This is a genomic window from Burkholderia pyrrocinia, assembly GCF_003330765.1.
In the GTDB taxonomy this organism is placed as follows: Bacteria; Pseudomonadota; Gammaproteobacteria; order Burkholderiales; family Burkholderiaceae; genus Burkholderia; species Burkholderia pyrrocinia_B.
The window spans coordinates 1,211,415-1,237,302 of the sequence record NZ_CP024903.1 but is presented as its reverse complement, the minus strand read 5'-3'; the positions used below and the strand labels follow the sequence as shown (position 1 = coordinate 1,237,302).

20 protein-coding genes and 1 pseudogene are annotated in these 25,888 nt (G+C 70.1%); 11 read left to right on the top strand and 10 right to left on the bottom strand.

The features are described 5' to 3' along the window. Positions 1-106 precede the first annotated feature (106 nt). From CUJ89_RS23010 to CUJ89_RS22995, 4 genes are read right to left on the bottom strand one after another with little or no spacing between them, the layout of a single operon-like run. Complete coding sequence (locus CUJ89_RS23010) at positions 107-4,300, bottom strand: bifunctional nitrate reductase/sulfite reductase flavoprotein subunit alpha (protein ID WP_114179717.1); 4,194 nt, start codon at positions 4,298-4,300, stop codon at positions 107-109. A gap of 16 nt (positions 4,301-4,316) precedes the next feature. After that, positions 4,317-4,661, bottom strand: coding sequence for a nitrite reductase small subunit NirD (gene nirD, locus CUJ89_RS23005; RefSeq protein ID WP_114181517.1), 345 nt, complete (start codon positions 4,659-4,661; stop codon positions 4,317-4,319). A gap of 12 nt (positions 4,662-4,673) precedes the next feature. Beyond that, positions 4,674-7,271 (bottom strand): nitrite reductase large subunit NirB, encoded by a 2,598-nt coding sequence (gene nirB / locus CUJ89_RS23000; protein ID WP_114179716.1) that lies wholly within the window; start codon positions 7,269-7,271, stop codon positions 4,674-4,676. Positions 7,272-7,294: 23 nt separating this feature from the next. Beyond that, positions 7,295-8,620, bottom strand: coding sequence for an MFS transporter (locus CUJ89_RS22995; protein WP_114179715.1), 1,326 nt, complete (start codon positions 8,618-8,620; stop codon positions 7,295-7,297). Between the two features lie 620 nt (positions 8,621-9,240). On the opposite strand from CUJ89_RS22995, the gene cobA reads away from it, so the two are divergent. The 7 genes from cobA (at position 9,241) to CUJ89_RS22955 (ending at position 15,214) form a co-directional block, all read left to right on the top strand. Further along, entirely contained in the window at positions 9,241-10,002 is a 762-nt protein-coding gene (cobA, locus tag CUJ89_RS22985; protein WP_114181516.1) for a uroporphyrinogen-III C-methyltransferase, read from the top strand. A 120-nt stretch (positions 10,003-10,122) separates the two neighbouring features. Continuing rightward, positions 10,123-10,716: an ANTAR domain-containing response regulator gene (locus tag CUJ89_RS22980; RefSeq protein ID WP_114179714.1), complete on the top strand. Its 594-nt coding sequence runs from the start codon at positions 10,123-10,125 to the stop codon at positions 10,714-10,716. Between the two features lie 5 nt (positions 10,717-10,721). Further along, on the top strand, positions 10,722-11,774 hold the full coding sequence (locus CUJ89_RS22975; RefSeq protein ID WP_114181515.1) for a CmpA/NrtA family ABC transporter substrate-binding protein: 1,053 nt from the start codon (positions 10,722-10,724) through the stop codon (positions 11,772-11,774). A gap of 126 nt (positions 11,775-11,900) precedes the next feature. Then, complete coding sequence (locus CUJ89_RS22970; protein ID WP_114179713.1) at positions 11,901-12,500, top strand: uracil-DNA glycosylase family protein; 600 nt, start codon at positions 11,901-11,903, stop codon at positions 12,498-12,500. A gap of 61 nt (positions 12,501-12,561) precedes the next feature. Then, positions 12,562-13,356: a YkgJ family cysteine cluster protein gene (locus CUJ89_RS22965; protein WP_114179712.1), complete on the top strand. Its 795-nt coding sequence runs from the start codon at positions 12,562-12,564 to the stop codon at positions 13,354-13,356. A gap of 91 nt (positions 13,357-13,447) precedes the next feature. Beyond that, complete coding sequence (locus CUJ89_RS22960) at positions 13,448-14,389, top strand: helix-turn-helix transcriptional regulator (protein ID WP_114179711.1); 942 nt, start codon at positions 13,448-13,450, stop codon at positions 14,387-14,389. 126 nt (positions 14,390-14,515) lie between these two features. Then, positions 14,516-15,214 carry a fumarylacetoacetate hydrolase family protein gene (locus CUJ89_RS22955; protein ID WP_114179710.1) on the top strand — a complete coding sequence of 233 codons (699 nt, stop codon included), beginning with the start codon at positions 14,516-14,518 and terminating at the stop codon, positions 15,212-15,214. 48 nt (positions 15,215-15,262) lie between these two features. Here the strand turns inward: CUJ89_RS22955 and CUJ89_RS22950 are convergent, their stop codons facing one another. From CUJ89_RS22950 to CUJ89_RS22935, 4 genes and pseudogenes are all read right to left on the bottom strand, one after another. After that, complete coding sequence (locus CUJ89_RS22950; protein WP_114181514.1) at positions 15,263-15,808, bottom strand: DUF4303 domain-containing protein; 546 nt, start codon at positions 15,806-15,808, stop codon at positions 15,263-15,265. A 126-nt stretch (positions 15,809-15,934) separates the two neighbouring features. Beyond that, a pseudogene (locus CUJ89_RS22945) lies at positions 15,935-16,813 on the bottom strand (MFS transporter); the annotation flags it as partial. Positions 16,814-16,833: 20 nt separating this feature from the next. Continuing rightward, on the bottom strand, positions 16,834-18,474 hold the full coding sequence (locus CUJ89_RS22940) for a trypsin-like peptidase domain-containing protein (protein WP_114179709.1): 1,641 nt from the start codon (positions 18,472-18,474) through the stop codon (positions 16,834-16,836). Between the two features lie 215 nt (positions 18,475-18,689). Beyond that, entirely contained in the window at positions 18,690-20,162 is a 1,473-nt protein-coding gene (locus tag CUJ89_RS22935; protein WP_114179708.1) for a PLP-dependent aminotransferase family protein, read from the bottom strand. Positions 20,163-20,340: 178 nt separating this feature from the next. Here CUJ89_RS22935 and CUJ89_RS22930 point away from each other — a divergent pair, with 178 nt between their 5' ends. Beyond that, positions 20,341-21,543 (top strand): GNAT family N-acetyltransferase, encoded by a 1,203-nt coding sequence (locus CUJ89_RS22930; RefSeq protein WP_114179707.1) that lies wholly within the window; start codon positions 20,341-20,343, stop codon positions 21,541-21,543. 23 nt (positions 21,544-21,566) lie between these two features. On the opposite strand, the gene CUJ89_RS22925 is transcribed toward CUJ89_RS22930, so the two are convergent. Together CUJ89_RS22925 and CUJ89_RS22920 are read right to left on the bottom strand one after the other, a co-directional pair. Then, complete coding sequence (locus tag CUJ89_RS22925) at positions 21,567-22,052, bottom strand: DUF3331 domain-containing protein (RefSeq protein ID WP_114179706.1); 486 nt, start codon at positions 22,050-22,052, stop codon at positions 21,567-21,569. A 44-nt stretch (positions 22,053-22,096) separates the two neighbouring features. Then, the gene (locus CUJ89_RS22920) at positions 22,097-23,308 is read right to left on the bottom strand and encodes a CynX/NimT family MFS transporter (RefSeq protein ID WP_114179705.1); all 1,212 of its coding nucleotides are present in this window, start codon (positions 23,306-23,308) and stop codon (positions 22,097-22,099) included. 541 nt (positions 23,309-23,849) lie between these two features. Here CUJ89_RS22920 and CUJ89_RS22910 point away from each other — a divergent pair. From CUJ89_RS22910 to CUJ89_RS22900, 3 genes are all read left to right on the top strand, one after another. Beyond that, entirely contained in the window at positions 23,850-24,914 is a 1,065-nt protein-coding gene (locus CUJ89_RS22910; RefSeq protein WP_114179704.1) for a 2,3-butanediol dehydrogenase, read from the top strand. 40 nt (positions 24,915-24,954) lie between these two features. Then, positions 24,955-25,068, top strand: a complete 114-nt coding sequence (locus CUJ89_RS38045) for a HAMP domain-containing histidine kinase (RefSeq protein WP_114179703.1) — start codon at positions 24,955-24,957, stop codon at positions 25,066-25,068. A gap of 142 nt (positions 25,069-25,210) precedes the next feature. After that, positions 25,211-25,867, top strand: a complete 657-nt coding sequence (locus tag CUJ89_RS22900) for a VC0807 family protein (protein WP_114181513.1) — start codon at positions 25,211-25,213, stop codon at positions 25,865-25,867. The last annotated feature ends 21 nt before the right edge of the window (positions 25,868-25,888 follow it).

Here is a 25,888-nt window from a genome sequence, read left to right as displayed (position 1 = left end):
CGTTCGCCATCGACGGCTCCCGACGGCCCGGACCGTCGCGGGCCAACTCGCCGCCGAAGCCGGGCCCGCGTGCCGGCGCGGCCCCGTCACGCCGATCCGCACGCGATCAATACACGTCCCGCACGTACCGCCGCGCCTTCGCGAGCCGCGCGACGTAATCGTTCGCGTCGTCGTCCGACATCCCGCCGTGTTCGGCGACGACCGCCTTCAGCGCGGTGTCGACGTCCTTCGCCATCCGTGACGCGTCGCCGCACACGTAGAAGTGCGCGCCTTCCTCCAGCCAAGCGAACAGCTCGGCGCCCTGCTCGCGCATCCGGTCCTGCACGTAGATCTTGTCGGCCTGGTCGCGCGAGAACGCGAGATCGAGCCGCGTCAGGAAGCCGCTGTCGTGCATCGCGCCCAGCTCGTCGCCATAGTAGAAGTCGGTCTGCGCGTGCTGCTCGCCGAAGAACAGCCAGTTGCGCCCGCGCGCGCCGCGCGCCTGCCGCTCGTGCAGGAAGCCGCGGAACGGCGCGACGCCGGTGCCGGGGCCGACCATCACGATCGGCACGTCGCCGTTCACCGGCGGCCGGAAATGTGCGGACTTCTGCACGAACACGGGCACGCGGCCGTCGTCCGCGCGATCGGCGAGGAACGTCGACGCGACGCCTTTGCGCGCGCGCCGGCCGTTGTGATAGCGCACGGCCGACACGGTCAGGTGGATCTCGCCCTGGTGCGCGCTCGGGCTCGACGCGATCGAATAGAGGCGCGGCTGCAGCCGTTTCAGCATGCCGACCAGATCCGCGCCCGACAGATCGACCGGAAATTCGTGCAGCACGTCCGCGAGCTGCTGGCCCCACAGCCATTGCTTCAGGTCGGCCTTGCGATCGTCGCCGAGCAGCGCCTTCAGCGCGCCGTTCGCACTGCGCGACGCGATGAACGCCAGCGTATCGGGATGCGGACGCGTGATGTCGAGGTGGTGCGCCAGCGCGTCGCGAAGGCGCAGGTCACCGACGCCCGCCACCGCCACCGGCGCATCGGCCTTCAGCGCGGTGACGGCGAGCAGCTCGTCGACCAGCTCCGGGCAGTTGGCCGGCCACACGCCGAGCGCGTCGCCGGATTCGTATTCGAGGTTCGCGCCTTCGGTCGACAGCGACACATAGCGCGTGTCCTTCGCGGCGCCCGGACGGTTGAGCCGCAGGTTCGCGACGAGCTTCGACGGCGCCGGATGCGCCTTCGTCGGCAGCAGCCCCGACGGGCTCAACCCGCCGGACGGCACCGCATGCAGCGCGGCGTCCGCCTCCTTGATCCGCGCGACGACGCGCTCGAGCCACTGGTCGGCGTCGCGCTGGAATTCGACGTCGCAATCGACACGTGGGCACAGCCGCGCCGCGCCGAGTTCCGCGAGGCGCGCGTCGAGCCGGCGGCCGTGGCCGCAGAACTGGTCGTAGTTGCGATCGCCGAACGCGAGCACCGCGAAGTGCACGCCGTCGAGGCGCGCGGCGCTGCCGGCCTGCAGCGCGTCCCAGAATTCGCTGCCGTTGTCGGGCGCATCGCCGTCACCGAACGTGCTCGTCATCAGCAGCACGTATTGCGCGCCGGCGAGCGACGCGACCGGATAGTCGGACATGCACGTGGTGCGGATCTCGAAACCCGCATTCATCAACTGCGTCGCGTAATCCTCGGTCAGCGATTCGATGTTGCCGGTCTGCGATGCCCACAGCAGCACGACCTTCGGGCGCGTACGCACGATCCGCACGCCGCCGGACGCGGCGGCGGCGGCCGGCAGCGCCAGAGCCGGCGCCGCGCCATCCTGCGTGCGCGCGGGCGCCGAGCGGCTGAAGAGGCCCGCGAGCATCCCGTCGAGCCAGAACCGCACCGGCGGCGCGAGCGGCGCGCCGGCCGGCAACACGGGCACGCTGCCCTCGCGTCGGCCGGCGCTCGCCTTCAGCCCGCTGACGAGGCCGGCCACGTACAGCCGCTCCGTGTCGGTCAGCGGCGGCGGCGCGAGGTCGGCGATGCCGAACGCGGCCGCGAAAGTGTCGATGTCTGCCATGTCGGATTCCTGTGAAGCGGTGGCCTGCACCATCGCCGGCGCGGGCCGCGCGTCGTCGGCGCATGCATCGGCTTGCGCCGCCCCGTCGTCGGCGGACGCGAACGCATCCGTCTCGACGCGCCGCAGCGCGACCGCGCAATATTTCAGTTCGGGTTGCTGCGATTCGGGATCGATCGCGTCGTTCGTCACCGCGTTGATGCACAGGTCGTCGCCGTACACGTCGTTCCAGTGCATAGGCGCGAAGCAGTTGCCGCGCTGCACGCGCTCGGTCACGACGGCCGGCAGCACCGCGCGGCCACGCGCCGAACGGATCTCGACGCTGTCCTTCGCGGCGATGCCGAGCGCGCTCGCATCGTCCGGGTGAAGCTCGACGAACGGGCGCGGGTTGAGCTTGTTGAGCATCGCGACCTTGCCCGTCTTCGTCATCGTGTGCCATTGATGCTGCAGCCGCCCGGTGTTCAGCACGATCGGGAACGTGTCGTCGGGCAGCTCGGCCGGATCGACGTGCGGCCGCGCGAAGAAGCGTGCCTTGCCCGACGGCGTCGGGAACGCAATGCGCGGTGCATCGTTCGCGTCGGCGGCCGTGCGCAGCGTCTGGCTCACGCCGTCGTTCAGGTAGCGGATCGGGTGCCGCGCGCGCGCGGTGCCCGGTGCGACCGGCCACTGCACGGGCCCGTCGCGCAGCACCGCATGGCTCGCGCCGCGCAGGTCATAGCCCGTCGCCGGATTCGAGAAACGGACGATCTCGTCGAACACGTCGGCCGCCGACGCATAGTCGAACGCGTCGCCGAAGCCCATCGCGCGCGCGACTTCCGCAACGATGCGCCAGTCGGGCAGCGCGTCGCCGGGCGGCGCGACCGCGGCGCGCATCAGCGTCATGTTGCGCTCGGAGTTGATCATCACGCCGTCGCCCTCGGCCCACAGCGCGCCGGGCAGCAGGATATCCGCGTAGCGGTTGGTCTCGGTATCGAGGAACGCGTCCTGTGCGATCACGAGCTCCGCGGCCTGCAACCCGGCGATCACGTTCTGTCGGTTCGGCACGGTCGCGACCGGGTTCGTGCAGACGATCCAGCATGCCTTGATGTCGCCCGCCGCCATCCGCGAGAACAGGTCGACGGTGCCCTGGCCGGTTTCCTTGCGCAGCGTGCCGGCCGGCACGCGCCACAGGTTCTCGACGAAATGGCGGTCGTCGTCGGACAGCACCGAGCGCTGGCCCGGCAGCCCGGGCCCCATGTAGCCCATCTCGCGCCCGCCCATCGCGTTCGGCTGGCCCGTCAGCGAGAACGGCCCGCTGCCGGGGCGGCAGATGCGGCCGGTCGCGAGGTGCAGGTTGCAGATCGCGTTGGTGTTCCACACGCCGTGCGTGCTCTGGTTGAGCCCCATCGTCCAGCAGCTCATCCACTCCTGCGCGTCGCCGATCCATTGCGCGGCCGTGCGGAGATCGGCTTCCGCGAGCCCCGTGATTTGGGCGACACGCTCGGGCGTGTAGTCGGCGAGGAACGCGGGCATCGCGTCCCAGCCTTCGGTGTACGCGTCGATGAACGCGCCGTCGGTGCGGCCGTTCGCATGCAGCAGATGCAGCAGCCCGTTCGTCAGCGCGAGATCGGTGCCCGGCCGGATCTGCAGGAACAGGTCGGCCTTGTCGGCCGTGCCGGTACGGCGCGGATCGACGACGATCAGCTTCGCGCCGGCCTTCACGCGATCCATCATCCGCAGGAACAGGATCGGGTGGCAATCGGCCATGTTCGCGCCGATCACGAAGAACAGGTTCGCACGATCGAAATCCTGGTACGACCCGGGCGGCCCGTCCGCGCCGAGCGACTGCTTGTAGCCGGTGCTCGCGCTCGCCATGCAGAGGCGCGAGTTCGACTCGATGTTGTTGGTGCCGACAAAGCCCTTCGCGAGCTTGTTGACGAGGTATTGCGCCTCGATCGACATCTGCCCGGACACATAGAACGACAACGCATCGGGGCCGTGCGCATCGAGCACCGCGCGCAGGCGGCGCGCGGTCTCGGCGATCGCATCGCGGGCCGGCAGCGGCACGAGGTCGTCCTCGCGCGCACGGCGCACGAACGCGCGGTCGAGCCGCCCCGAGCGGCGCAGCGCGACGTGCGCCGACGAACCCTTGGTGCACAGCCGCCCGAAGTTGGTCGGATGGTCGGCGTCGCCGGATACCTTGACGACCTCGCCATCCTCGACGTGCAGCACCATCCCGCAGCCGACGCCGCAGTACGGGCACACACTCTTGACGGGGGTGGCGGTCATGCGCGCTCCGGGACGGTCAGGCCGCGATCCACACGAAGCCGTCCTTGACCCGCGACGGATACGCGCTCACCGACTGCTCGGGCGATTCGAGGCATTCGCCAGTGCGCAGGTCGAAATGCTGCTTGTACAGCGGCGACGCGACGACGACGCGCTCGCCGAGGCTGCCGATCAGCCCGCGCGACATCACGGCCGCCTGCGACACGGGGTCGACGTTGTCGATCGCGAACACGCCGCCGTCGGCATGCGCAACGTGAAACACCGCGACCTGCTCGCCGTTGACGAGCGCGCACACGCCGGTGTTCGGCACGATGTCGTCGAGCGGGCACACGCGGGTCCAGGACAGGGGAAGACGATCGTTCATGATGTTCTCCAATCAAGCGGTTGCGGATTCGGTGACGGCTTGCGTCGCGCCTTCGGCGACGACCGGGATCGATACGGGCTTGCCGCCCGCGCGTTCGCCGGGCGTCGCGGGCCGGATCTGGCCGCGCGTCTCGACGAATTCGATGGTCGCGTCCGACGCATCGCTGTTCACGAAGTGACGGAAGCGCTTGCGCGTGTCGGGATCGGTGACGGCCTTCTTCCATTCGCATTCGTAGGTGTCGACCACGTGCTGCATGTCGCCTTCGAGTTCGGCCGCGATCGCGAGCTTGTCGTGCACGACGACGTCGATCAGGTAGTCGAGCCCGCCTTCGAGGTTGTCGCGCCACACGCTCGTGCGCTGCAGCCGGTCGGCGGTGCGCACGTAGAACATCAGGAAGCGGTCGATGTAGCGGATCAGCGTGTCGCGGTCGAGATCGGCCGCGAGCAGCTCCGCATGGCGCGGCTTCATCCCGCCGTTGCCGCACACGTACAGGTTCCAGCCCTTCTCGGTCGCGATGATGCCGACGTCCTTGCCCTGCGCTTCCGCGCATTCGCGCGTGCAACCCGACACGCCGAACTTGATCTTGTGCGGCGCGCGCAGCCCCTTGTAGCGGTTCTCGATGTCGATCGCGAGGCCGACCGAATCGTCGACGCCGTAGCGGCACCACGTCGAGCCGACGCACGACTTCACGGTGCGCACCGACTTGCCGTACGCATGCCCCGACTCGAAGCCGGCCGCGATCAGCTCCTCCCAGATCGACGGCAATTGCTCGACGCGCGCGCCGAACAGGTCGACGCGCTGGCCGCCCGTGATCTTCGTATAGAGCCCGTATTTCTTCGCGACCTGGCCGACCGCGATCAGCCCTTCCGGCGTGACCTCGCCGCCCGCCATGCGCGGCACGACCGAATACGTGCCGTCGCGCTGGATGTTCGCGAGGTAGTAGTCGTTCGAATCCTGCAGCCCCGCATGCTCCTTCTTCAGCACGAACTCGTTGAAGCACGACGCGAGGATGCCCGCGACGGCCGGCTTGCACACGTCGCAGCCGAGCCCGTGGCCGTGCTTCGCGAGCAGTTCGTCGAAGGTCGTGATGCCCTCGACGCGGATCAGGTGGAACAGCTCCTGGCGCGAATGCGGGAAGTGCTCGCACAGATGGTTGTTGACCGCGAGGCCCTGCTTCTTCATCTCGGCCTTCATGATCTGCGTGACGAGCGGCACGCAGCCGCCGCACGACGTGCCGGCGCCCGTGCACGACTTCAGCGCGCCGAGGCTCGCCGCGCCATCCGCGACCGCCGCGCAGATCTGCGACTTCGACACGTTGTTGCACGAGCAGATCTGCGCGGCCGCAGGCAGCGCGTCGACGCCGATCGCCGGCTTCGCGACACCGTCCGACGACGGCAGGATCAGGAATTCGGGCGACTCGGGCAGCTCGATGCGGTTCAGCATCATCTGCAGCAGCGTGCCGTATTCGGCCGCGTCGCCGACCATTACCGCGCCGTGCAGGAACTTGCCGCAGTCTGACACCACGAGCTTCTTGTAGACCTGGCGGCGCTCGTCCGCGTACTGGTAGGTGCGGCTGCCGGCCGTCGCGCCGTGCGCGTCGCCGATGCTCGCGACATCGACGCCCATCAGCTTCAGCTTGGTGCTCATGTCGGCGCCCGCGAATGCGGCCTCGGCCGTGCCGTTCGCGTCGCCGCCGAGCTGCTTCGCGACCACGCGCGCCATGTCGTAGCCGGGTGCGACGAGGCCGTACACCATGCCGTTCCATGCCGCGCATTCGCCGATCGCGTAGATGTCGGCGTCGCTCGTCCGGCATGCGTCGTCGATCGCCACGCCGCCGCGCGGGCCGGTCTCGAGCCCGCAGGCGCGCGCCAGTTCGTCGCGCGCGCGGATGCCGGCGGAAAACACGATCATGTCGGCGTCGAGGTGCGTACCGTCGGCAAACGCCATCCGGTGCGTACCGTCTTCGCCGTCGACGATCTCGAGCGTGTTCTTGCCCGTATGCACGGTCACGCCGAGCGCCTCGATCTTCGCGCGCAGCATCCGGCCGCCGCCGTCGTCAACCTGCACGGCCATCAGCCGCGGCGCGAATTCGACGACGTGCGTGTCGAGCCCCATGTCGCGCAGCGCCTTCGCGCATTCGAGGCCGAGCAGCCCGCCGCCGATCACGACACCGCGCTTCGCGTGCGTGCCGCACGCCTGCATCGCTTCGAGATCCTCGATCGTGCGATACACGAAGCAGCCGGCGCGATCGCGGCCCGGCAGCGGCGGCACGAACGGGCGCGAGCCCGTCGCGAGCACCAGCTTGTCGTATCCGAGCGTTTCGCCCGACGCGAGCGTGACCGTATGCGCGGCGCGGTCGATCGACGCGACGCACGCGTTCAGGCGCAGGTCGAACTGCGGATGACGCTCGAAGAAGCCGGGTTCGACGAGCGACAGGTCGTCCGCCGACTTGCCCGCGAAGAATTCGGACAGGTGCACGCGATCGTAGGCCGGGCGCGGTTCCTCGCCGAGCACGGTGACCTGCAGCGCGCCCGTCGTGCCGGCTTCGGCCGCGACGCATTCGAGGAGCTTGTGGCCGACCATGCCGTGGCCGATGACGATGAGTTTCATAATGTGACGTTTCCTTCGGTCGATCAGTTGGCGGCGTTGCCGGCAGCCAGCGCGCGGTCGCGCAGCTCGGCCTCGCGTGCCTTGTGTTCTTCGCTGAAGCGCACGGCCATCGCGCACAGCGCGGTCGCGGTGACGGCGAGGCCGAGCAGGCTCAGCGTGTGCTGCACGTCGCCGACACCCTTCAGCAGGAAAGCCGCGGCGACCGCGCCGACGTTGCCGCCCGCGCCGATGATCCCCGCGACGCCGCCGAGCGCCTTGCGGTCGATGAACGGCACGAGCGCGTAGGTTGCACCGCAGGCCATGTGCGTGAAGAGGCCGAAGGTCAGCATCGCGACGAGCGCGATGCCGATGCTTTGCGCATGCGAGAACCAGATCAGCCCGAGCCCTTCGCCGATGATCAGCGCGCACAGCAGCGCAGCGCGCACGTCGAGGCTGCGGCGCGCAGCGATCTTGTCGGACAGCCAGCCGCCGAGCGCGCGGGCGAACAGCGCGAGCAGCCCGAACAGGCCGACCGCGAAGCCCGCGTCCTTCAGCGACAGGCTGAAGTGATCGACGTAGTACAGCGCGGCGATGTTGTGGATGAACACCTCGACGCCGAAGCACGCGCCATACGTAACGAACAGCATCCACACGCGATAGTTGCCGCATGCGGCGACGAAGCTCGCCCAGCCGCCCTTCTTGCCGCTGTCGACCGTCACGCCTTCCTTGCGCAGCGCGACGAAGTCGCCTTGCGGGCAATCCTGCGTGAAGCGCCAGTACGCCCAGGCCATCACGAGCATCGCGACGCCCGGCACGACGAGCGCGATGCGCCACGACGAGTCGTCACCGAAACCGAGCATCAGGCCGGCGGCGACGATCAGCGGCATCAGCGCCTGCGTCGCGCCCGCGCCGGCATTGCCCCAGCCAGCCGTCGTCGCGTTCGCGGTGCCGACCACGTTCGGCGCGAACATCACCGACGTGTGGTATTGCGTGATCACGAAGCCCGCGCCGATCGCACCGATGCCGAGCCGGCAGATCAGGAACGACAGGTAGTCGTGCGTGAACGACACGGCGAACACGGGGATCGCGCCGAGCAGCAGCAAGCCGACGTACACGCGGCGCGGGCCGAAGCGGTCGCACATCGGGCCGACGAGCAGCCGCACGGCGATCGTCGCGGCCACCGCGGCGATGTTGATGTTGGCGACCTGTGCCGCGGTCAGGTGGAATTCGCGCGCGATGAGCGGCATCAGCGGCGCGCAGGCGAACCACGCGAAGAAGCACACGAAGAACGCCATCCACGTCATGTGGAACGCGCGCATTGGCGCGGTGCGGAAGCTGAAGAGATCGATACGGGTAGCTTTGTCGGTCATGTCATCCGCCAAACGAAAAACGGCGTCCTGCGCACCCGGTCTCGTCGAGACCCGATGCGTAGGACGCCGTTGCCCATGAAGCCCGTTGCCGGGCACGTCTGTAATCGGTACTGCGGACGAATCGCCGTTGATTCGCCCGAACCAGCTTACGCAAGCACCGTGCCATGTCGGACCGAATCGGGACCGCAGCCCCGCCGCGCAAGGCTCGCCGGCCAGCGCAAGAGGCGGTCCGGCACGCGGTGCGCGATGCGCCACGATGCGGCGAAGCACAGATGTGGTGCGCTGCAGCACTGTCGCCATGCGACATCGCGGTGCGCGCTGGTGGGGCGCGATGCACGCCGATGCGGCATTGCGGCCGTGCGCAGTGCGTCGCGCCGCGCGAACGCCACGCGTCATGCCGGTTGGCCCGGATATTGCTCAACCTCATGCATCACACCGGCAACGGCGCCGGTGGGCAGTCCCCGCAAACCATGCCCGTCGTTCACGGCGGGCCGATCAGGACAACGGTGTCCCTCCGTGCGCGGCACGGCCGGATGCCGGTGCGGTTCGACCGCCCGCCACCGCCGCGCAGACCACGCGTACTCGACCGCCGCACGCACGCACGCGGCAAGGAACACGACATGACGACTGGCAAAGTCACGCTGCTGGGCGCCGGCCCCGGCGATCCCGATCTCCTCACGCTGAAGGCCGTGAAGGCGCTGGCCGCCGCCGACGTGCTGCTGCTCGACGATCTCGTCGCGCCCGGCATCGTCGAACTCGCGCCGCAGGCCCGCGTCATCCGCGTCGGCAAGCGCGGCGGCTGCCGTTCCACGCCGCAGGCGTTCATCGAGCGGCTGATGCGCCGCTACGCGCTGCGCGGCGCGCACGTGGTGCGCGTGAAAGGCGGCGACGCGCTGCTGTTCGGGCGCGCCGGCGAAGAACTCGCGACGCTGCGCGCCGCCGCGATTCCGGTCGAGATCGTCAACGGCATCTCGTCGGGATTCGCGGCCGCCGCGAGCCTCGGCATCTCGCTGACCCACCGCGAGCATTGCCAGGGCGTCACGTTCATCACCGCGCACCGCCAGGACCACGGCGAACCCGACTGGTCGCGACTCGCGGCGACCGGCACCACGCTCGCGATCTACATGGGGATGAGCCGCGTCGACAGCATTGCGGCGGGCCTGCTCGCCGCGCTGCCGGCGTCGACGCCGGCAGCGGCCGTACAATGGGCTGGCACGCCCGACGAACGCCGCTGGACCGGCACGCTAGGCGGTCTCGCGCGCGGCATCGACGCAGCGCGGCTCGGCAGCCCGGCCGTGATCCTCGTCGGCGGGGCGATCGGCGAAGCGTCCGTGCAGTGCGCGGACGCCGCCAGCGAAGCGGCGCTTTCCCGGGCCGCCTAGCATGCGCGGCATCGCGCGGCTTCGGCCGCACTCCCTTCCCGACAACGCGGGCTGCGCTTGCCGTCCGCATCCATCGTTCGCGCCTTGCACCACAGTTCCGCCGCCCCTGTTGCCCGCATCATGAGTTCGCCTCCCCCTTCCACCCGCCTGCGCGTGCTGCTCGTCACCGACACCGACAAGCCGATCGGCGAACTCGGCGACGCGCTCGCACGCCTCGGCTACGAGATGCTCAACGACGTGGCGACGCCCGCGCGCCTGCCGGCGGCCGTCGAGGAGCAGCGCCCCGACGTCGTGATCATCGATACCGATTCGCCGTCGCGCGACACGCTCGAGCAGCTCGCGGTGATGCACGCGACCGCGCCGCGCCCCGTGCTGATGTTCAGCCACGACGCCGACCAGTCGCTGATCCGCGCGGCGGTCGGCGCGGGCGTCAGCGCGTATCTCGTCGAAGGGCTGTCGGCCGAGCGCCTCGCGCCGATTCTCGAAGTCGCGCTCGCGCGCTTCTCGCACGACGATGCGCTGCGCCGCCGGCTTGCCGACGTCGAGCGCGAACTCACGGAGCGCAAGCTGATCGATCGCGCGAAACGCGTGCTGATGGACCAGCGCAAGCTGTCCGAACACGACGCGTATGCGGCGCTGCGCAAGCGCGCGATGGATCAGGGCCTGCGCATCGTCGACGTCGCACGGCAACTGCTCGACGCGTCACCCAAATGAACGCCATGAATACTTCCCCTCCCGCCGCGCCGGAACGCGCACATCTTCGCCTCGGGTTCGTCGCGCTGAGCGACGCGGCCCCGCTGATCGTCGCGCAGCGCCTGAACCTCGGCGCGCGGCACGGCCTCACGCTCGAATTGAGCCGCCAGCCGTCGTGGGCCGCCGTGCGCGACAAGCTGCTGAGCGGCGAGCTCGACGCCGCGCATGCGCTGTACGGGCTCGTCTGCGGGCTGCAGCTCGGCATCGGCGGCCCGCAGGCCGACATGGCCGCGCTGATGGTGCTGAACCGCAACGGCCAGGCGATCACGTTGTCGCGCGGCCTCGCCGACGCGTATCGCGACAACGGCAGCGTGCGCGCCACGTTCGCGACGCTCGGCCGCAAGCCGCTCCTCGCGCAGACATTCCCGACCGGCACGCACGCGATGTGGCTGAACCACTGGCTCGCGTCGCACGGCGTCGATCCGCTGCGCGACGTGCGCAGCGTCGTGATCCCGCCGCCCGAGATGGTCGCCGCGCTCGCGAACGGCGAGCTCGACGGCTTCTGCGCAGGCGAGCCGTGGCACGCGGTAGCCGACGCCTGCGGCGCGGGCCGGACCGTCGCCGTCACGAGCGAGATCTGGCCCGATCATCCGGAAAAGGTGCTCGCGGCCCGGCGCGACTTCGTCGCGCTGTATCCGGCCACCGCGCGCGCGCTGATCCGCACGCTCGTCGATGCGTGCGCGTGGCTCGACAGCGCCGCGCACCGCCGCGAGGCGGCCGACTGGCTCGCGTCGCCCGACGCGCTCGGCGTGCCGGCCCGGCTGATCGCGCCGCGCCTGCTCGGCGACTACGGCGCGGGGCCGTTCGCCGCGCCGCCGCTGCCGATCCGCTTCCACGACGACGGCGCCGTGAACCGGCCCGATCCGCGCGAAGGCGAGTGGTTCCTGTCCCAGTACCGGCGCTGGGGCATGCTCGACGGTCCGCGCGACGACGCGGGGATCGCCGCGGCGATCGCGCAAACCGCGTTGTATGATGCTGCGGTCGCCGAAGGCGGCGCACCGGGCCCGTCGCAGGCGTGATGCGCGCCGCGTGATGCATGCAGCGCGCGCTCCGGCGGCGCGCCACGCCGATCGGTCCATTCGGCGGCATCCGGCATGCGCCACCCGGACGACGCTGCCTGGCCACTCCGTCCCCGATCCGAATCGATGCCGAAACGAACGCGCGCGCCGCTCGACGTGCTGCTCACCGAAATCCGCGCGTGCCGTGCATGCGAAGCCGATCTGCCGCTCGGCCCGCGCCCCGTCGTGCGCGCCCATCGCGACGCGCGCATCCTGATCGTCGGGCAGGCGCCCGGCGCGCGCGTCCATGCGAGCGGTATCCCGTGGGACGACGCGAGCGGCAAGCGGCTGCGCGACTGGCTCGACGTCGACGCCGATACCTTTTACGACGAGACGCGCTTCGCGATCGTGCCGATGGGTTTCTGCTACCCGGGCCGCGGCGCGAGCGGCGACAATCCGCCGCGCCCCGAATGCGCGCAACTGTGGATCGACCGGCTGATCGCCGAGTTGCCGTCGATCCGGCTGACGCTGCTGATCGGCCAGTATGCGCAGCGGCATTTCCTGCGCGACACGCGCAAGCCGACGCTGACCGACACCGTGCACGCGTGGCGCGACTACGGCCCCGACGTGCTGCCGCTGCCGCATCCGTCGCCGCGCAACCAGGCGTGGTTCAAGCATCATCCGTGGTTCGACGCCGAAGTCGTGCCCGAGCTGCGCCGCCGGGTCGCGCCGCTGCTCGTCCGTTGAACGAAACCGCCGGCGGCGTCGCGATGCTTCGCGGCACGCCCGATACCCCAGCACACTACAAATGAACGATACCGCCGCTGCTACCCCCGCCGACATCGACTTCGCCTGCACCGGCTGCGGCGGATGCTGCCGCGACCTGCGCATTCCACTGACGATCGGCGAGGCGATCGCGTGGCTGCGGCGCGGCGGTCACGTGGAGCTCCTGTGCGACGCGATGCCATGGCTCGTCGAACCCGAGCCCGACAACGCGTTCGCCGCATACAAGCGCGCCCGTTCGACACCCGCGCTCAGTGGCTCGCTGCCCGTGCGCATCACGGTGGTGCTCACCGCCTCCCACGCCGGGCCATGCCCGAACCTGCAAGACGACCTGCGCTGCAGGATCTACGATGAACGCCCGCTCGTGTGCCGGATCTACCCGGCCGAGATCAATCCGTTCGTGCCGCTGACGCCCGGCGACAAGCAATGCCCGTCCGACGCGTGGCAGCAGGCGCCGCTCATCCGCGGCGGCGCGATCGTCGACGCGGTCACGCGCGAGAACATCGCGCGCTCTCGAGCGGCGAGCGAAGCCGAGACGCCGCTGCGCGCGCGGCTGTGCGCGGTCCTGGGGATCGACACGGCGGCCGTGGCCAATGAAGGGTTCGTGATTCATGCGCCACCCGCGCCCGCGCTGCTCGCCGCCTTGACGGATCTGCTCACGACGTCGACGGTTGCCGCCGGCGACGCCATCGCCTGGACGCTGGTATCGAACCGCGCGGCGACAACGGATGCGCTTGCATCGGTCGACGCGTCGAGCCGGCTTGCCGGTAGCGTTACTGACCCGCACGCCCGCTATCTCGGCTTCCATCCGGACGCTTGATCGCCACCGCGCGCCGCCGCCACACATTCCGGCCTCGCGCGGTTCGCTGTACCATCGCGGCTCCACCGCGTCACGAACCGCACAATCCTTCATGCCCTCCATCGCCCCGCCGCGCCTGTACGGGATGCCCGAACGCAGCGACCGGCTCGATTTCTACATCCGCGACCAAGCGTCGCGCCAGGCGATCACCGAGCCGCACCGGCACGCGTATTTCCAGATCCAGTTCAATCTCGGCGGCGATACGGAGCAGCGGATCGGCGGCGTCACGCGGCCGTTTCCGCGCGGCGCGCTCGCGTTCGTGCTGCCGCACCGCGAGCACCTGATCCCGCATCCGGAAGGCGCGCACTTCATCGTGATCAACTTCAGCCAGGCGTTCCTGCGCGCCGATCTCGACGTCGACCCGCTCGATCTCGAGGACGTGCCCGCGCACCGCTTTCCCGAGCTGACGCCGTTCCGCTTCCAGGAGCATCTCGACTTCATCCTGACCGGCGACACGTACGACGAAGCGCGCCGCCTCGCGCTGTGCATGCTCGACACCGATCGCGTGCGCACCTTCGGCTCGACCACGTTGCTGCGCGGCTACCTGCTGCAACTGATCGGGCTCGTCTGCACGCAGTACGCGGGCGCGCTCGACAAGCTCGCGCAGCGCGGCGCCCAGCGCGCGGGCCGGCGCGACGCGCTCGCGCGCGTGCTGCGGCACGTGCGCGCGAACCTGACCCGCGAGGACCTGACGCTCGCCGCGACCGCCGAGGCCGCGTTCCTGTCGCCCAACTACCTCGCGCACCTGGTCCGCAAGGAAACCGGCAGCACGTTCACCGATCTCGTGACCGAGCGCCGGATCGCGCTCGCGCAATCGCTGCTGGCCCATACGAGCCGGCGCATCGCGGACATCGCGCGCTCGGTCGGCTTTCGCGACGAAGGGTATTTCGCGCGGCGCTTCCGCGCGCGGGTCGGCGTGTCGCCGAAGGCCTACCGCGACGCGAACGCCGCGTTGCCGGACGGCGACGATGCGCCGGCGGCCGCCGACGCGTAGTTTTGTCCCGGTAAAACGCAATTGCGTCGCATCCGGCCGCACGCGCGTCGGGTATCGTTGCACGCATGCCGGCCCGTGCGCCGCACGGGCGCCGGCATCCGTCTATCTACCGAACGAGGCCATCCGATGTCCGCCTATGTCATCGACGCTGCCGAGCGTCCTTCCGTCGAAGTCGAACAGTCGTCCGCGCGCTTTCCGGTGCGCCGCGTATTCTGCGTCGGCCGCAACTACGCCGACCACGCACGCGAAATGGGCGCCGATCCCGACCGCGAGCCGCCGTTCTTCTTCACGAAGCCGGCCGATGCGATCGTCCCGGCAAGCGGCACCGTCCCCTATCCGCCGCTGACGAACGATCTCCATCATGAAATCGAGCTGGTCGTCGCGATCGGCAAGGACGGCCGGTCGATCGACCCGGCCGACGCGCTGTCGCACGTGTGGGGCTACGGCGTCGGCGTCGACCTCACGCGCCGCGACCTGCAGGCCGAAGCGAAGAAGCTGAGCCGTCCGTGGGACTGGGCGAAGGGCTTCGACGCGTCGGGCCCGGTGACCGCGCTGCGCGCGGCGACGGCCACCGGCCACCCGGCGACGGGCCGCATCTGGCTCGCGGTCAACGGCGAAACGCGCCAGCAAGGCGATCTGGCCGACATGATCTGGGCCGTGCCCGACGTCATCGCGTATGTGTCGCGCTCGGTCGAGCTGAAGGCCGGCGACCTGATCTTCACCGGCACGCCAGCCGGCGTCGGCGCGCTGCAGCCGGGCGACCGCGTGACGGGCGGCGTCGACGGCGTCGCGACGTTCGAGTTCGTGGTGGGCGCGAAGCCGTAACGAAGCAGGCAGGGCGGCCGCCCGTGCGGTGGCCGCAGCCGCTTCCGGTCAGTCGTAGCGGTGCAGGAAGGCTTCGACGACGGCCGGCGGATTCAGCGCTTTCGCCGAGTCGTTTTCCAGCGCCTCGGCCGCATCGTCGTCGCTGATCGACACGAACAGCGTGATGGCCGCCCTTGCTTCGCCCGTGCCGAACAGGCCGTCGCGATCGAGCAGCCGCAACGCCTCGATCATGTCGGCGTGAAGTTGCCGGGAAAATTCCGCGAATCTCGACCGGACAAACTGTGGGCTCAGCACTTCATCGGCCAGCTTGCCGCAGATCTCGTTGAACGGCGACGCTTCCGCCGCTGCATATGCCCATTCGGAAAAACCCCACGCACACCACGGGGCCCGATCGTCGTCTGCGATCGCCTGTTGCGCGCGGATCCGGCTCAGCCCTTCGACCGAATTGGCCGCCGGCACCACCGTCATCGCGCCGCTGTCCGTATAAAGCGCGAACGCGTAGAAATGTTCGTCCGGATGCAACGCCCGCAACGCCCTGAATGTCGCCCTCGCGGCATCGGCAATTTCCCGCTGGAAATCAGAAAAGTCGTTCATCGCGTCCTCGCCCATTCGCCCTTCGCGTTTGTCGGGGAATACGGCTCGCGGATGGTCCGTCGTCTCCCGGCATTCAACGGATTGTCCGCCAATCGCACACGACACGGTAGCGGGTCGCACCCGCGTTCACCGCCCGGCATCCCGCGCATCAAGCACCCGCACGCAGACGGCGGCCGCCAGCGCGATCGCAGCCGACAGCAACGTCATCGCGAGCGGCGCATAGCCCGCGTTGCCGGCGGTCAGCACCGCGCCCGTCAGCGACGAAAGCGCGGCGCCGCCGGCGATCGCCATCGCGCCGGCCAGCCCCGACGCGCTGCCCGCCAGTTCCGGCCGCACCGACACTGCGCCGGCATGCGCGCCGGGATGGGTCAGCCCGTTGCCGATGCCGACCAGCACGCCCGGCCCGAACCACGCGATCGCATGCGTCGCGCCGCCGAACCTCAGCGCGAGGCCGATCAGCGGCCCCGCGCACGCGACGACCCGCCCGCACAGGATCGTCGTGGCCAGCGCGTAGCGGCGCGCGTAACGCGCAGCCAGAAAGCTGCCGCACACGAAACCGGCCGTGATCGTTCCCATGTAGAAGCCGATCTCCGCCGGCGCGATGCCGAACACCGTTTTCGCGGCGAGCGGCGCGCCGGCCAGGAACGCGTAGAACGAGCCCGTCGAAAACGCCATGCAAAGCGCGTAGGCCCAGAAGCGGCGCGCGCGGAGCAGCGCCGGATACGCGCGAAGCTGCCGCCCGAGGCTCGACGACCGGTTCGTGTGCGTTTCGACGAGATCGAACGCGCACCAGCCGAACAGCGCGATGCCGGCTGCGCCGAGCAACCAGAAGCTTGCGCGCCAGCCCACCGTCTGATCGAGCACGCCGCCGAGCGTCGGGCCGAGCATCGGCGCGAACGCGGCCGCCATCGCCGCATAGCCGATCCGGCTCGCCGCGCGCGCGCCGCCGCCGGTGTCGCGGATCGTCGCCATCGACACCGGATAGACCGACGTGATCGCCGCCTGCCGCCGCCCGCGTCAACGCCCTAACGCGCGCGCACCGACACGAACTTCCGCGCGTTGTTGCGCTGGATCAGCACGGCGATCACGCTGCCGCCGTTCGCTTCGAGCGACTGCACGTCGTCCGGCGTCTCGAGCAGCGTGTCGTTGAGCTCCAGCACGACATCGCCCGGCTGAATGCCCGCGCGCGCTGCCGGGCCGTGCACTGCGTCCACCATCATCCCGACCGCGAGCCCCGTCGAGCGGCGCTCGTCGTCGCTCAGCGCGTGCATCGTCAGCCCGAGCCGGTCGCCGCCGTCGCCCGCCCCCGGCCCCGGCCCTGGCCTTGGCCTTGGCCGGACAGCGACCTTCGGCGCGGCCATGCCTGCCGCCGCGCCGGCGTTGCCGGCCGCCTCGTCGGCGGCGCCCGTGATCGTCAGCATCACCGGCGCGCGATTGCGGATCACCCGCAGCGACGCCTTCTCGCCGGGCGACAGCGCGGCGGCCAGGTCGTTCAGTTCAGCCGAGCGGCCGATCGCCTTGTCGCCCAGCTTCACGATCACGTCGCCGGGCTTCAGGCCGGCCACGGCGGCCGGCGAGCCGGGCGCGACGCCGTTGACGAGCGCGCCCGCCGGACGCGGCAGCCCGAACGCCGCGGCCAGCCCGGCGCCGACGTCCTGCACGTCGACACCGAACGCGTTGCCGGACGGCGCACCCTGCGCTTGAGCTTGAGCTTGAGCTTGAGCTTGAGCTTGAGCTTGAGCCTGCGCCTGCGCCTGCGCCTGAGCCTGAGCCTGAGCCTGAGCCTGCATCTGCGTCTGTAGCTGCGCGCGCACCTTTGCCGCGAACGCGATCGGGATCGCGAACGTCATGCTCGCGTAGCGGTCGGCGCCCGTATAGACCTGCACCGCAATGCCGATCACGTCGCCCGCGCGATTGAACACGGGGCCGCCGGAGTTGTCGGGATTCGGCGCGATGTCGGTCTCGAAGAACGGAAACGCGCTGCCGTCCGGCAGCCGGTGCGACGTCGCGCTGACGATGCCGGCCGTGACCGTATTGCCCGATCCGTCCGGCGCGCCGATCGTCATCACCGGTTCGCCCGCGCGTACCTTCGACGAATCGCCGACGCGCACGAACGGCAGTTTCTTTCCGTCGATTCGCAGCACGGCGACGTCGCTTTGCGGATCGACGACCAGCACCGTCGCCTTGAATTCGCGGCGATCGGTGAGCCGCACCGTCACGTCGGTCGCATCGTCGACCACATGCGCGGACGTGAGGATCAGGCCGTCGGCGCTGACAATGAAGCCCGAGCCGCTGCCCGACACCGCGCGCGGCGACGTATCGGGCGCCGGCGCCTGCGGGCCCTGCGCGGGCGACGGCGCGCCACGCCGGAAGAACGCGGCGAGCGGATCGTCGGGATCGAGGATCGCAAGGGACGGGCCGCCGGCCTGCTGGTCGGGCCCGGCGGTCATGATGGTCACGACCGCCGGGCCGTAGCGGTCGACGATCGCCGGAAAGTCGACCGGCATCGCGTAAGGCGCGGCATGTGGCCTTTCCTTCATGGCGGGTGGTGCAGCGGGCGGCGCGAGCGTCGCCGCAATGACGGCCGGCGACGGCAAAAATCCGGCAAATACCCCCCCGATCAACGCGGTGCGAAGCACGGCGCGAGCAAGCGTCTGGCGAACCAAGGTGCACCTCCCCCGGCAGTCGCGGCGCCGACATGCGCGAGACGCGCAGGCGCCCGACAAGCACCGGTACACCCATCCATTTATAGTCCACGCGGCCCGTCGGAACCTACGAATCGAAACCCGTACGCCAGGGGGTGTCGCGGCTGCGGAGCCGCGACGGCGTTCGTTTCGAACAAAGAGCGCGGTTCGTCAATCCGCACAAGTCCGGCGACCGTTCACTTCCCGCCGACCCGCTGCGCAATCGCCGATACCGTCCGCAACATCGGCTCGAACGCATCGGCCGATGTATTGCCGAAGCCGAGCACGAGCCCGTTGGCCGCCGATGCCGCATCGATCGAAAACCCCGACAGCGGGAACGGCCCGATGCCGCGCGCGCGCGCCGCGTCGACGATCGCGCGGTCGCGGTAGCGCGCCGGCAGCCGCAGCGCGAGATGCAATCCGCACGGCCCACCCTCGACCTGGTGCGGCACGCTCAGGCTGGCGTCGAGCGCCGCGAGCAGCAAACGCCGCCGGTCGCGATACAGCCGGCGCATCCGCCCGAGATGCCGGCCGTATTCGCCCGTCTCGATGAAATCGGCCAGCGCGAGCTGCACATGGCGCGTCCCGCCGCGCAGCATCTCCGGCAGTACCGTCCGCACGGCGGCCAGCAGCGCCTCGGGCAGCACGAGAAAGCCGATCCGCAGCGCCGGAAACATCGTCTTGCTGAACGAGCCGAGATACACGACGGGCGAATCGGGCGCGAGCCCGTGCATCGCGCCGATCGGCTCGCCGGTGTGACGGAATTCGCTGTCGTAGTCGTCCTCGATGATCCATGCGCGATGCCGGCGCGCGGCGTCGATCAGCGCGAGCCGGCGCGAGATCGACAGCACGGCGCCGGTCGGGAACTGGTTCGACGGCGTCGTATAGACGAGGCGCGGCGGCCGCTCGCGCCAGTCGCCCTCTTCCGCGCGCAACCCTTCTGCGTCGACCGGCATCGGCACGACGTCGAGGTCGGCCGCCTGCATCGCGGTGCGCGCGCCGCGATAGCCGGGCTCCTCGACCCACACCGTATCACCCGGGTTCGTCAGCAACTGCGCGCACAGCGAGATCGCGCCCTGTGCGCCTTCCGTGATCACGATCTGCTCGGGATCGCAGCGCACGCCGCGCGTCACTGCCAGGTGGCGCGCGATCGATTCGCGCAACGTGCGCTCGCCGAGCGGATCGCCATACGCGAGCAGGTCGCGGCCGGCGCGGCGCAGCGCGCGGTCGATCGCGTGCCGCCACGCGTCCACCGGGAAATGCGACAGCGCGGGCACGCCCGGCCGAAAACCCTCCGATTCGCCGGTGCCGACGAGGCTCGGGCGAATCCGGCCGAGCCGCTGCGCGACTGCCGGCGGCGCGGCACGCCGGCGCGGTGGCGCCGGCCGCGACAGCCCGACGACGCGCGTACCGCGGCGGTCGGACTGCAGGAAGCCTTCGGCGACCAGCTGCTCGTAGACGGCGGCCGTCGTGTTGCGCGACACGCCGAGCGTCTCGGCCAGCGCGCGCGTGCCGGGCAGCCGCGTGCCGGCCGGCATCGCGCCACCAAGGATCGCGTCGCGGACGCGGCGCAGCAACTGGCGCTGCAGCGAAGGCGCGCCCGGCGCGCGCGCCAGCGGCGCATCGAGCGGCAGCAACGGCGCGTCGCCGGCAGGAAAGACAGTCGTCATCGGAGCATCGCAGCGTGAAAGTGTCGGAACGTGACGCACGGTTAGTGGCGCACGGCTGGCGTGCGGATCGTGGCACCATAAATTTGTCTAACTCTGGCGCTTCTCATGGTACCTCGCCAGGACTACGATCGTCTGCATGCCGGCATGTCGCCGGCCGCCAACCGAAGCGAGATCGACCTTGTCCACGCTCACCAACGCCTTCCAACAGCCCATCGGCCACCCCGTTCCCGACTGGTCCGCGCGCCCGCGCCCGGAGCGCATCGTGCTTGAAGGCCGCTACTGCCGGCTCGAACCGCTCGACGCCGAGCGCCACGCGTCCGACCTGTACGCCGCCTACGCCCAAGCGCCCGACGGCAGCGACTGGACCTATCTCGCGCACGGCCCGTACACCGACGAGTCGAGCTACCGCGACTACGCACGCGGTGCGGCGGCGAGCGCCGATCCGCTGCACTACACGGTGATCGACCGCGCGACGGGTCGCGCGGTCGGCACGCTCGCGCTGATGCGCATCGATCCGGCCAACGGCGTGATCGAGGTCGGCTCCGTCACGTTCTCGCCGCTGCTCAAGCGCACGCCCGTGTCGACCGAAGCGCAGTACCTGCTGATGAAGTACGCGTTCGACACGCTCGGCTACCGGCGCTACGAATGGAAGTGCGACGACCTGAACGCGCCGTCGCGCAAGGCGGCCGCACGGCTCGGCTTCCGCTACGAAGGCACGTTCCGGCAGGCGATCATCTACCGGGGCCGCAATCGCGACACCGCGTGGTTCTCGATCATCGACGGCGAATGGCCGGCCGTGCGCGCCGCGTTCGACGCCTGGCTCGCGCCCGAGAACTTCGACGCGCAGGGCGAGCAGCGCCAGTCGCTCACCGCGATCCGCCACGCGCACGCGAGTGCGCGCGACGCGGCCAGCCGCGCGAACGACGCGACGCGCGTCACGGTGCGCGCGCTCGTCGCCACCGATGAAGCCGCTTGGCGCCCGCTGTGGCAGGGTTACCAGAAGTTCTACGACACCGCGCTGAGCGACGCGGTGTTCGCGACGACGTGGGCCCGCCTGATGGATCCCGCCGAACCGATGTTCGTGCTCGGCGCATTCGACGCGTCGGGCGCGCTGGTCGGGATCGTGCATTCGATCTACCACCGCTCGTGCTGGACCGAAGGGCCGTACTGCTACCTGCAGGACCTGTACACCTCACCCGACGCACGCGGGCAAGGCGCGGGCGGCGCGCTGATCGAGGCCGTGTACGAACGTGCCCGTGAAGCCGGCGCGAGCCGCGTGTACTGGCTCACGCACGAAACCAACACGACCGCGCGCGCGCTGTACGACAAGCTCGCGAACAACGCAGGGTTCATCCAGTACCGGAACGATCTGAAGAAGTAGTGCCGTGCGCGGCCGGCCGATGTTCAGTCGAGAACGTCGGCCGGATTCCGTGCATCGTCGTCCTCGGGCGCGACGTCCGCCCGCGTCGCGCCGGCCGCGCACGGCACCGACGCCGGGCAGATCATCTCGTCGCCGTTGGCGGGCAGGGGCCGCCGCACCGGCCGGAACACCGGCTCGCCCGGCTCGATCGGCCGCCCCGAGATCGCGCAGCGGCCCGGCTGCAACGCGACGCGCAAACGCCAGCGTTGCTCGCCGTAATGGCAACGGCCGCTCTCGACCCATCGAATCAGCAGGCCGTCGTCGCCAGCCTCCAGCACCGTGACGAACAGTTGCGGGCGCAACGGCGAGACCGCGGCCGCGGCGTGTTCCGAAACCGGCGCGCGGCCGATCGTCACGCGCGGATGCGTGATGCCGCCAACGCGCGGCGGCATCGCTTCGTATTCGCCCAATGCCGGCGCGTCGGACGACACGTCTTCTTCGCAGATCAGGCTGTCCATGGTGTTGAGCATGCTTGACGGACTTCCGTGCAGGTTGAACGGCACCGGCGCCGCGCTCAGCGCCGGCCCATCGGTTCGCGCAGCAGCAACAGGCCGATCGCCGCGCCGGCGACAGCGGCCGCGAGCATCAGCCCGATGCCGCCCGACCAGCCGAACGCGCCGACGATCGCGCCGATCGTCAGCGGCCCGATCACTTGCCCAAGGTAGTTGCCCTGCACGACCCAGCCGATGCTGAGCGGCGCCAGCGACGGCGACGGAGCGGAGCCCGGCGCGCAAGCAAGGATCGTCGCGGGCAGCATCCCCGCGATCGCCGAGAACGCGAAACCCAGCGCGACCGCGAGCGGCGCGGGCGTGGCCGCGCTGAAGAGCCCTGCGCCGGCCACGCCGATCGCCACCGACGTCGCGGCCATCACGATCCCCGGCCGCGCGCCGCGCGACAGCAGCCAGCCGGCGGTCAGGTTGCCGATCACGCACGCGGCGACGATCGCCGCGCTGATCAGCCCCGCCGCGCCGACCGCGACGCCGAGACGCTGCATCAGGAAGACCGGCAGGAACGTCATCACCGCGAAGAACTGCACGTTGTAGGTCGCGAAGCCCAGCGCGAGCAGCGTGGTCGAGCGCGACGCGAGCACGTCGCGCAGCGCGGGCCCGATGCGCGGCGCGGCGGCCTGCCGCGACGGAGCATCGGCGGATGTCGTGACGGGCACCGCAGCCGCCGCGACGAGCGTCAGCGCCGCGGCCGCGAGCCAGCCGTTGCGCCAGCCGCCGAGCAGCGGCCCGACGAGCATCGACAGCGCCATGCCGGCCGGCATGAACGTGCTCCACAGGCCGAATACGAGATTGCGCCGCTCGGGCGGCGTCACGCGATTCAGCACGGCCGGCGCAGCGACGACCACGATCACGAAACCGAGCCCTTCGGCGAAGCGCGTGGCCAGCAGCAGCGCGAAACTGCCTGCCCACGCACCGGCGACACTCGACAGGCCGAGGATGACGAGCCCCGTCATCAGCAGCAGCCGGTCGCCCCAGCGGCGCACCAGCAGGCCGGCCGCGATCCCGCCGAACACGCCGACGAACGGAAACACCGACATGATCCCGCTCAGCGATGCGAGCGAGCCGCCGAACTCGTGCTGGAGCGACGGCAATGCGATCGTCGCCTTGCCGACGTGCAACGCCGACACGATGCTCGCCAGCACGACGTTCGCGACGGCGGCCCGGTAACTGCGTGACGGCAGCGCGGCGGCATCGGCCGCGACAGGCGATTCGGTCATCTCCACCTCCGTTGAGGCCGCCGCGTGCAACGGGATGTTTCATGCGGCCGCGATCGGACTGGCGCACATGATACAAATTGAAGTTCACTTCAAGTAAAGGGGTAACGTGCGCAACGATCCGTTTCGCCGATCGCTGCAATGGGCCGGATTCACGTCGCGCGCACCGGTCGCGGTGGACGAAGTCGTCGCCCGAGCGCGCGATGAACCGCGCCGGCCGTCGCCGTTCGTCTCGCGATTCGTCTCATTGCACTGAGACGAACGTCCCAACGTCTCACCCGGTCCGCAACTTCGCAATCGCAGCAAAAACCACGCGCGACTCCCAGTGCATCACCATCTGTCAATGGATATCGCAATGGTGCATCGCACACCGAGCACCCTGTCCGATCGCCGCGTACCGCATCGATTCGCGCTGGCCCCGTTCCTGCATATCGGTCGATCGCGCAATCGCGCGACGGGCGCACCGGCAGCCACGCCTCCCGCCCGACGACAACCTGACGGAGACAGCAACGTGAGTACACCGGCACCGACCACCGCCCCCAGCATGAAGGCCGCCGTCTGGCGCGGCCGCCACGACATCCGCGTCGAAGAGGTTCCCGTTCCGGCGCGCCCGCCGGCAGGCTGGGTCACGATTCGCGTGCACTGGTGCGGGATCTGCGGCTCCGACCTGCACGAATACGTCGCGGGGCCCGTGTTCATCCCGGTCGATGCGCCGCATCCGCTGACGGGCCTGAAGGGCCAGTGCATCCTCGGCCACGAATTCAGCGGCGAGATCGCCGAACTCGGCGCGGACGTGACGGGATTCGCGGTCGGCGACCGCGTGACGGCCGACGCATGCCAGCATTGCGGCACCTGCTGGTATTGCAAGCACGGGCTGTACAACATCTGCGAGAACCTCGCGTTCACCGGGCTGATGAACAACGGCGCGTTCGCCGAATACGTGAACGTGCCGGCCGAACTGCTGTACAAGCTGCCCGACCACTTCCCGACCGAGGCCGGCGCACTGATCGAGCCGCTCGCGGTCGGGCTGCACGCGGTGAAGAAGGCCGGCAACATCGTCGGGCAGACCGTCGTCGTGGTCGGCGCGGGCACGATCGGCCTGTGCACGATCATGTGCGCGAAGGCCGCGGGCGCCGGGCGCGTGATCGCGCTGGAGATGTCGGCCGCGCGCAAGCAGAAGGCGCTGGAGGTCGGCGCGAGCGTCGTCATCGATCCGAAGACGTCCGACGCGATCGCGGAAGTCAAGGCGCTGACCGGCGGCTACGGCGCCGACGTGTCGTTCGAGTGCATCGGGCACACGACCACCGCGAAGCTCGCGATCGACGTGATCCGCAAGGCCGGCAAGTCGGTGATGGTCGGCATCTTCGAGGAACCCACGCCGTTCAACTTCTTCGACATCGTGTCGACCGAGAAGGAAGTGATCGGCTCGCTCGCGTACAACGGCGAATTCGCGGACGTGATCCGCTTCATCGCGGACGGTCGCATCGACGTGCAGCCGCTCATCACCGGACGCATCGCGCTCGGCGACATCGTCGCGCACGGCTTCGAGGAACTGGTCAACCACAAGGACCGCAACGTGAAGATCATCGTCCGGCCCGTCGTCTCCTGACGGCGCACGCGGCCGCGGCAACGATTCGTGCCGCGGCCGCGTGCTGCTTGCCTCCGTCAAGCGTCGCCCGTGCACGGGCGACATCCACGTGCATAGCGTCGTGCCGCAAGGCACCGCGGTCACGATCACGCTGCCGGCGGCGGCGAATGCGTGACGAACGCGCCGGCGGCCGGCCGCCGATGCGACGCCGCAACCCCGCGCGATTCTTCGATATACTGGACCGAACCCTTTTCGGGGCAACGCGGGGCAACCACGCCCGTCGCGCGTTCGCCCCAACCTGCGTGGAATTGCGCACCGTGAAACCGCGAGCCGGACTGATTCTCGAGCTGTTCGTCAACCTGCTGCTGCCCTGGGTTGCCTACCGGGTCGCACATCCGTATTTCGGCGAAACCGGCGCGCTGTACGCGTCGGCGGTTCCGCCCATCGTCTGGTCGATCGTCGAATTCGTCCGCTCGCGCCGCGTCGACGCGGTGGCGGCCGTCGTGCTGCTCGGCATCGCGCTGTCGATCATCGGGATGGCGCTCGGCGGCAGCCCGCGCACGCTGCTGATGCGCGAATCGCTCGCGTCGGGCACGATCGGCGTCGTGTTCCTGCTGTCGCTGTTCCGCGAACGCCCGCTGATCTTCTATCTCGCTCGCGCCACCGTGGCCCGCGAGATGGACGGCGGCGCCGCGCACTTCGAATCGGTCTGGGACGTGCAGCCGGGGCTGCGGCAGATGCTCCGGCGGATGACCTTCGTCTGGGGCGCCTTCATGACGCTGGAAATGCTGCTGCGGTGCTGGATGGTCATCACCTGGCCGGTCGAGCGCGTGCTGGTCGTGTCGCCGATCATCGGCTATACCGTGTTCGGCTGCCTGCTGACGTGGACGTTCTGGTACCGGCGGCGGATGCGCATGCGCAACAGCGTCGACATCCCGGGCCGCGACGGCGTCACCGAAACCGCCGGCCGCTGACGGTCGGCCCGCCACTACCGG